Source organism: Stenotrophomonas sp. STEN009, assembly GCF_056760395.1.
Map to the genome: position 1 here is coordinate 1 of NZ_JBRRES010000071.1, position 3,772 is coordinate 3,772.

Genomic DNA, 3,772 nt, shown 5'->3' on the forward strand with positions numbered 1-3,772 from the left:
CCGGCTGTGCGGGGGCGGGGGGGGCTGCCGGGGGGGCGGGCCGCGGGGGGGCCGCGCCGCCGCGCCGCCGCCGCCCCCCCCCCCCCCCCCCCCCCCCCCCCCCCCCCCCGCTACCGGCTCAGGTGCGGCGGCGCTCGATCAAGTTCAACAACGGCCCGGTCATCGCAGTGGTCACCAGTGCCATGATCACCAGCACCGCGAACAGGCGATCCCCGAGCAGGCCCAGCTCATAGCCCAGGTTGAGCACGATCAGTTCCATCAGGCCGCGCGTGTTCATCAGTGCTCCCAGCCGCCATGCCTCGCGGGCAGGCAGGCCGGTGCTGCGGGCGGCACTGAATGTGCCCAGCAGCTTGCCGGCCGTGGCCACCGCGATCACCACCAGACACAGCACGATGTCGCCGGCGTGCAGTGCGTCGGCGCGCATGCGCAGGCCGGTCATGGCGAAGAACAGGGGCAGCAGCAGGGTCACCGCGAACGGCTCGACGCGGGCCATCAGCAGTGCGCGCAGCGGCGCATTGGATGACACCGCCACGCCCGCAGCGAATGCGCCGAACAACGCATGGATGCCCAGCATCTCGGTCACCAGCGCACTGGCCAGCGACAACAGCAGGATGCCCAGCAACCACCGTCCTTCGCGTCCTGCCACCACCTGCTGGCGGGCAAACCACGGTCTTACCAGGCCAAGCATCAGCGCCACGAAGGCCACCACGCCCAGCAGGTTGAGGCTTGCCGGCAGCCAGCCACCGGCCTGTGCAGCCGCCACGATCAGCGCCAGCAGGCACCAGGCCGTGGCATCGCCGAGTGCCGCGCAGGCAATGGCGGTCTGTCCCAGCGGCGTATGGGTGATGCCGCGATCGGCGAGGATCCGCAGCAGCACCGGGAATGCCGTGATGCTCATCGATATCCCGACAAACAGCGCGAAGGACGTGAAGCCCACACCCTGCGGACCGTGCTGCGGGTACAGCCAGATGGCCAGGGCCACGCCCAGCACGAACGGCACGGCGATACCGGCGTGGCTGACGGTGAACGCGAACCGCCGTCGTCCGCGCAGTGCGGCCAGGTCGAGTTCGGCACCGGCCACCAGCAGAAACATCAGCACACCCAGCTGGCTGAGCAGGCCCAACGGCGCCAGCGACGCCGCCGGGAACAGCGCGCCATGCAACTGCGGCAACAGGCTGCCCAGCACCAACGGGCCCATCATCAGGCCTGCCGCCATTTCGCCGATCACCGCCGGCTGGCCGAAGCGCTTGAGCAGCGCTCCCGCGCCCTTGGCCACCGGCAGCAGGACCAGCAGCTGCAGCAGGAACAGGCCCAGCGGCGATGACAGATGCCGGGCCCAGCTGCCTTCGTCGGCAACCGTGGCGCGTGCGACCGCTTCAGGCGCCGCCGGCCCGGCATACCGCGCCAGCAGCAGGCCGGCCAGCAACGGCAGCCCGGCCCAGGCCACGTAGCGCCACCCCCACTTCATCGGCGGCGCCCGGCCCTCGCTCTGTACGTCCATGAACATTCCCCAATGTGCAGGGGGGCGATGATACGTCCTTGCCTGCGCCGACGCTGCGCGCCCGCCGGGCGTAGCCTGGCGCTGCCGGTCACGCCAGGGCCTGCTCGTGTACCCCGGCAATCGCCCGGCCGGACGGATCGGCCGCTGCGGCGAAACTCGCGTCCCAGGCAATCGCGGCCGGCGAGGAACAGGCGATCGATTTTCCACCCGGGACCGTTTCGGCCGCGGCCCTGCTCGGGAAGAACTGTTCGAACAGGTGGCGATAGTAGTACGCCTCCTTGGTCTGCGGCGGGTTGTGCGGGAAGCGCTTGTCGGCGGCGGCCAGTACCCGGTCGCTGACCTGCGCCTCGGCATGCGCCTTCAATCCATCGATCCAGCCATAGCCGACGCCATCGCTGAACTGCTCCTTCTGGCGCCACAGGATGCTGTCCGGCAGATAGCCATCGAACGCTTCACGCAACACCGCCTTCTCGATACGGCGACCGCCGAAGCCGCTGCCCACCATCTTGTGCGCGGCGTCGATGCGCATCGCCACATCGAGGAAGTCGCGGTCCAGGAACGGCACGCGAGGCTCCACGCCCCAGGCCATCATCGACTTGTTGGCACGCAGGCAATCGTAGTTGTGCAGGGCATCGAGCTTGCGCACCAGCTCCTGGTGGAATTCGCGCGCGTCCGGTGCCTTGTGGAAGTACAGGTAGCCGCCGAAGATCTCGTCGCTGCCTTCGCCGGACAACACCATCTTCACCCCCATCGCCTTGATCCGTCGTGCCAGCAGGAACATCGGCGTGGACGCGCGGATGGTGGTGACATCATAGGTTTCGATATGGCGGATCACCTCGGGGAGCACGTCGAGGCCTTCCTCGAAGCTGTACTCGAAGCCGTGGTGCACGGTGCCCAGCGCTTCGGCGGCGACGGCGGCGGCGGCCAGATCGGGCGATCCCTTCAGCCCGATCGCGAACGAATGCAGGCGCGGCCACCAGGCTTCGCTCTGGCCGCCATCCTCGACGCGGCGGCGGGCATAGCGGGCGGCGACGGCGGCCACCAGCGACGAATCCAGTCCACCAGACAGCAGCACGCCGTACGGCACGTCGCTCATCAGCTGGCGTTCCACCGCATGTTCAAAGGCCTGTCGCAGCTCGGCCAGATCGGCTTGGCGCCCTTCAACGTCCGCATACTCGCGCCAGGGCTGCTGGTAGTAGCGCACCAGTTCGCCACTGGCACTGTCGTAGTAATGACCCGGCGGGAACTGGGCAACGTCGGCACAGGTATCCACCAACGCTTTCATCTCCGAGGCCACCCGCAGGCGCCCCTGCGCGTCGTGCCCCCAGTACAGCGGCACCACGCCGACCGGATCGCGCGCCACCAGTACGCGACCGGCATCGCGGTCCCACAGCGCGAAGGCGAAGATGCCGTTGAGCTGCTCCAGCCAGCAGGACGGCGAGCCTCCCTGCCGGTACAGCGCGTTGATCACCTCGCAGTCCGAGCCGGTCCGGAAGTCGTAGGGGTGGGCCAGCGCGGCCTTGAGCAGCTGATGGTTGTAGATTTCGCCGTTGACCGCCAGCGCCAGCTGACCGTCCGCCGACAACAGCGGCTGCGAGCCACCCGCCGGATCGACGATGGCCAGCCGCTCGTGCACCAGCAGTGCACCTTCATCAAGGTAGACGCCGCTCCAGTCCGGGCCACGATGACGCTGCCGCTGCGACAGCTCCAACGCATGCCGGCGCAGGGCGGGAAGATCATCACCGGCCTGCAGGCCGAAGATTGCGAAGATCGAACACATGGGGGAACTCCTGTTGTCGGTTCTACGAGGGGCAAGGTGTTCGACCGGCCATCCAGGCCCGGGTAGCGCTGCGCCCGGGCACAAAAAAACCCGCATCGGCCGATGCGGGTTTTCTGGTCTCCGGGCGTGTGTTGCTGTCTATCTACCCAGGGCGCAGTCCCGCATCGGCCGCGCACGATTATTCGCGCGCAGATTATTGCGGTTGTTGTTGACGGCGGTGGCCAGGCGGATCGACATGACCCGACCCTAACCCGGTTTCCGGGGCCGCGCAACAGTTGCGTTGGCAACCAGGTGCGTCGTACGCCGGGCCTTGGCCCGCGCGACCGGCCGGCCACGGCGGGGGGGGGGGGGGGCCGCCCGGGGGGGGGGGGGGGGGCGCCGGGCGGGGGGGGGGGGGGGGGGGGGGGGGGGGGGGGGGGGGGGGGGGGGGGGGGGGGGGGGGGGGGGGGGGGGGGGGGGGGGGGGGGGGGGGGGGGGGGGGGGGGGGGGGG

The 3,772-nt window shown here is 69.9% G+C and carries 2 protein-coding genes; both read right to left on the reverse strand.

Annotated elements, in window-relative coordinates; translation table 11 throughout:
- Positions 1–118: 118 nt before the first annotated feature.
- On the reverse strand, positions 119–1,507 hold the full coding sequence (locus tag ACVOMM_RS18590; protein WP_481526610.1) for a cation:proton antiporter domain-containing protein: 1,389 nt from the start codon (positions 1,505–1,507) through the stop codon (positions 119–121).
- An 82-nt stretch (positions 1,508–1,589) separates the two neighbouring features.
- Positions 1,590–3,281: an asparagine synthase B gene (asnB, locus tag ACVOMM_RS18595; RefSeq protein ID WP_481526611.1), complete on the reverse strand. Its 1,692-nt coding sequence runs from the start codon at positions 3,279–3,281 to the stop codon at positions 1,590–1,592.
- Positions 3,282–3,772: the final 491 nt, after the last annotated feature.